Annotated in this window: 1 protein-coding gene and 1 pseudogene; both read right to left on the bottom strand. The window is 72.6% G+C overall.

Translation table 11 applies throughout. The annotated features are described in order from the left end of the window. A partial coding sequence (locus tag Q0C81_RS17455; RefSeq protein WP_291840983.1) for a CusA/CzcA family heavy metal efflux RND transporter occupies positions 1-2,967 on the bottom strand: 2,967 nt, incomplete at its 3' end. A gap of 2 nt (positions 2,968-2,969) precedes the next feature. Then, a pseudogene (locus tag Q0C81_RS17450) lies at positions 2,970-3,502 on the bottom strand (efflux RND transporter periplasmic adaptor subunit); the annotation flags it as partial.

Below are 3,502 nucleotides of genomic sequence, written 5' to 3'. Positions count from 1 at the left end.
GACGGCGCCGGCGACGGCGGCCTGGATCGGCGCCTCGCCGGCCTTGAGGCGCTCCAGAACCGCCTGCATCAGGACCAGGCCGTTGAGGGTGGCCACGCCGGAGACGGCGATGAAGCCGACGGCCGCCGAGATCGACAGGGGCATGCCCCGCGCCGCCAGCGCCAGGGCGCCGCCGACGAGGGCCAGGGGCACCCCGGCGAAGACCAGCGCCGCGTCCCGCACCGAGCGCAGGGCCAGGAACAGCAGGCCGCCGATGGTCAGGAAGACCAGCGGCACGATCAGGGCCAGGCGGGCGGAGGCGCGCTCGAGGTTCTCGAACTGGCCGCCCCAGTCCAGCCAGCCGCCGACCGGAGGCTGGACCTCGGCCGTCACCGCGCGCCGGGCCTCGGCGACGAAGCCGCCCAGATCGCGGCCGCGGACGTTGGCCTGGACCACGATGCGGCGCTTGCCGTTCTCGCGGCTGATCTGGTTGGGACCTTCCCCCGCCTCGAAGCGGGCGACGGCGGACAGGGGCACGGTCGGGGCGCCCGGTTCGGACTCCTCGGGCATGACCGGCAGCTGGGTCATGATCCCGGGATCGTTGCGCAGGGCGTCGTCGAGGCGGACGACCACGTCGAACCGGCGATCGCCCTCCAGCACATGGCCGGCCTCGCGTCCGGCCAGGGCGATGGCTAGGGCGTCGGCGGCGTCGGACGCGTGAATGCCCTGGGCGGCCGCGATGGTGCGATCGACGCGAGCGGTCAGGGTCGGCTGGCCCGAGACCTGTTCGACGCGGACGTCGGCGGCCCCGTCGATGCGCCGCAGGACGGCGGCGACCTGTTCGGCCGAGCGCGTCATGGCCTCGAAGTCGTCGCCATAGACCTTGACCGCGACGTCCGAGCGGACCCCGGCGATCAGCTCGTTGAAGCGCATCTGGATCGGCTGGGTGAACTCATAGCTGTTGCCCGGCAGATGGCTGAGCGCCTCTTCCATCCGCTTGACCAGTTCGGCCTTGGGCAGGGACGGGTCGGGCCAGTCCTTGCGGTCCTTGAGCATGACGAAGGTGTCCGAGATGGACGGCGGCATGGGGTCGGACGCCACCTCGGCGGTGCCGGTGCGGGTGAAGACGCGTTCGACCTCGGGCATGGCCTTCAGCGTCGTCTCGACGCGGAACTGCATGGCCTGGCTCTGTTCCAGCGAGGTGGAGGGGACGCGCAGGGCCTGGACCAGGATGTCGCCCTCATCCAGGGTCGGCACGAACTCGCTGCCCAGCATCAGGAAGGCGATGACGCCCGCCGCGAGGGCGGCGCCGGCGCCGGCGAGGACGGCGCGCGGGCGGGCCACGGCGGCCTTGAGCAGGGGCTCGTAGCGGTCGCGGACGGCGCGGCTGATCCTGGTCTCGCCGTCCTCATGCCCCGCCTTGGGCTCGCGGACCCAGAGGGCGGTCAGGGCCGGGACGAAGGTGAAGCTGAGGATGAAGGCGCCGGCCAGGGCCAGCATGACGGTGGCGGCCATGGGGCCGAACATCTTGCCCTCGACCCCCTCGAACATCAGCAGCGGAGCGTAGACCAGCAGGATGATGGCCTGGCCGAAGGCGGCGGGCCGCGCCATTTCGCGGGCGGCGGAGGCGGCGATCGACAGGCGTTCCGCGACCGCCAGGGGGCGACCGGTCTCCTGACGTTTGAGGGACAGGCGGCGCAGGGTGTTCTCGACCACCACCACGGCCCCGTCGACGATCAGGCCGAAGTCCAGCGCGCCGAGGCTGAGCAGGTTGGCGCTGATGCCGAAGCGGTTCATCGCCGTGGCCGCGAACAGGAAGGCGAGGGGGATGACCAAGGCGGTGATGATCGCCGCCCGGACGTTGCCGAGGGCGAAGAAGAGCACGGCGATGACCAGGGCCGCGCCGAGGGCGAGGTTGTGCTCGACCGTGCTGATGGTGGCCTCGACCAGCGCGGTGCGGTCCAGAACCGGGCGGATCATGACGCCGGGCGGCAGGCTGGCCTGGATGGTCTCCAGCTTGGCGCCGACGCGCTGGGCCACGTTGCGGGAGTTCTCGCCCTGCAGCATCAGGGCCGTGCCGACGACGGTCTCATGGCCGTCGGAACTGGCCGAGCCGAGGCGCGGCGCGCGGCCGGTCTCGACCACGGCCACGTCGGAGACGCGGATGACCTGGCCGTTGCGGTTCAGGATCGGGGTGGCGGCCAGTTCCTGAAGGGTGCGGACGCGGGCGTCGGCGCGGACGATCCAGGCCTCTCCGGCGCGGTTGACGTAGCCGGCGCCGGCGATGCGGTTGGCGTGCTCCAGCGCCTCGACCAGCTGGACCAGGCCGACGCCGTAGGCGGCTAGTTTCGCCGGGTCGGGATGGACGGCGTACTCCTTCACATAGCCGCCCAGCACGTCGATGCCGGCGACTCCGTCCACACCGCGCAGCTGGGGCGCGATGATCCAGTCCTGGACGGTGCGAAGGTAGGTCGCCTTCTCGGCGTCGGTGGTCAGGCGTTCGCCTTCGGGCGTGACATAGGGGACGCCGGTCCGGGCGGCGGCGCCCTTCATCTCGACGGTCCAGATGTAGACCTCGCCCAGGCCGGTCACGACCGGCCCCATGGAGGGCGTCAGGCCGTCAGGCAGGTCGGCGCGGGCGTCCTGCATCCGCTCGTTGACCAGGTTGCGGGCGAACCAGATGCTGGTGCTGTCGGTGAAGACGGCGGTGATCTGGGAGAAGCCGTGGCGCGACAGGGAGCGGGTCTCGACCAGGCCGGGCAGGCCGCTGAGGGCGGTCTCGAGCGGGAAGGTGACCTGCCGCTCGACCTCCTCGGGCCCCAGCGCCGGGGCGACGGTGGTGATCTGGACCTGCCGGTTGGTGATGTCCGGCACGGCGTCGATGGGCAGGCGGGTCAGCTCGCGCGCGCCGACGACGGCCCACAGCAGGGCCAGGACGATGATGAGCCAGCGGTGTCGGACCGCCGCGTCGATGATGCGGTTCAACATGATCAGTGCCCGTGCTCCGCCTCGCCCTTGGCCAGTTCGGCCTTGAGCAGGAAGGCGCCGGCGCCGGCGATGCGTTCGGTTCCGGTCAGGCCCGAGAGGATCTCGATGCGGCCGCCGGCGGTGGCGCCGGTGACGACGGGACGGGCGCGGAAGCCGTTGGCCTCCCTCACGAAGACCGAGGGGACGCCCTCGACCGTCTGCACCGCATCGGCCGGGACGGTGAGGCCGTCGCCGCCGCCGACCGACAGGCGGGCCGACAGGACGGTTCCGGCGGCGGGGGCGGGTCCCGAAGGCGCGGCGCGGACGACGGCCGTGCCGCCTTCGGTGGCCGGGGCGACGGCGATGACCACGGCCTCCAGTGTCTCGCCGCCGGCGAGGTCGGCGCGCAGCCGGGTTCCGACCGTCAGCAGGCGGGCGGCGGCGGGCGGGGCGTCGAAGACCAGTTCGGCGCGGCGGCTGTCGGCGATCTCGGCGACCTGCAGGGCCTCCTCGTGAAGGGTCACGCCGGGGGCGGCGAGCAGGCGGGTGACCACGC

Origin of the sequence: Brevundimonas sp., from assembly GCF_023259385.1 — a bacterium.
Lineage (GTDB): Bacteria > Pseudomonadota > Alphaproteobacteria > Caulobacterales > Caulobacteraceae > Brevundimonas.
This window is presented reverse-complemented; position numbering and strand designations above follow the sequence as displayed.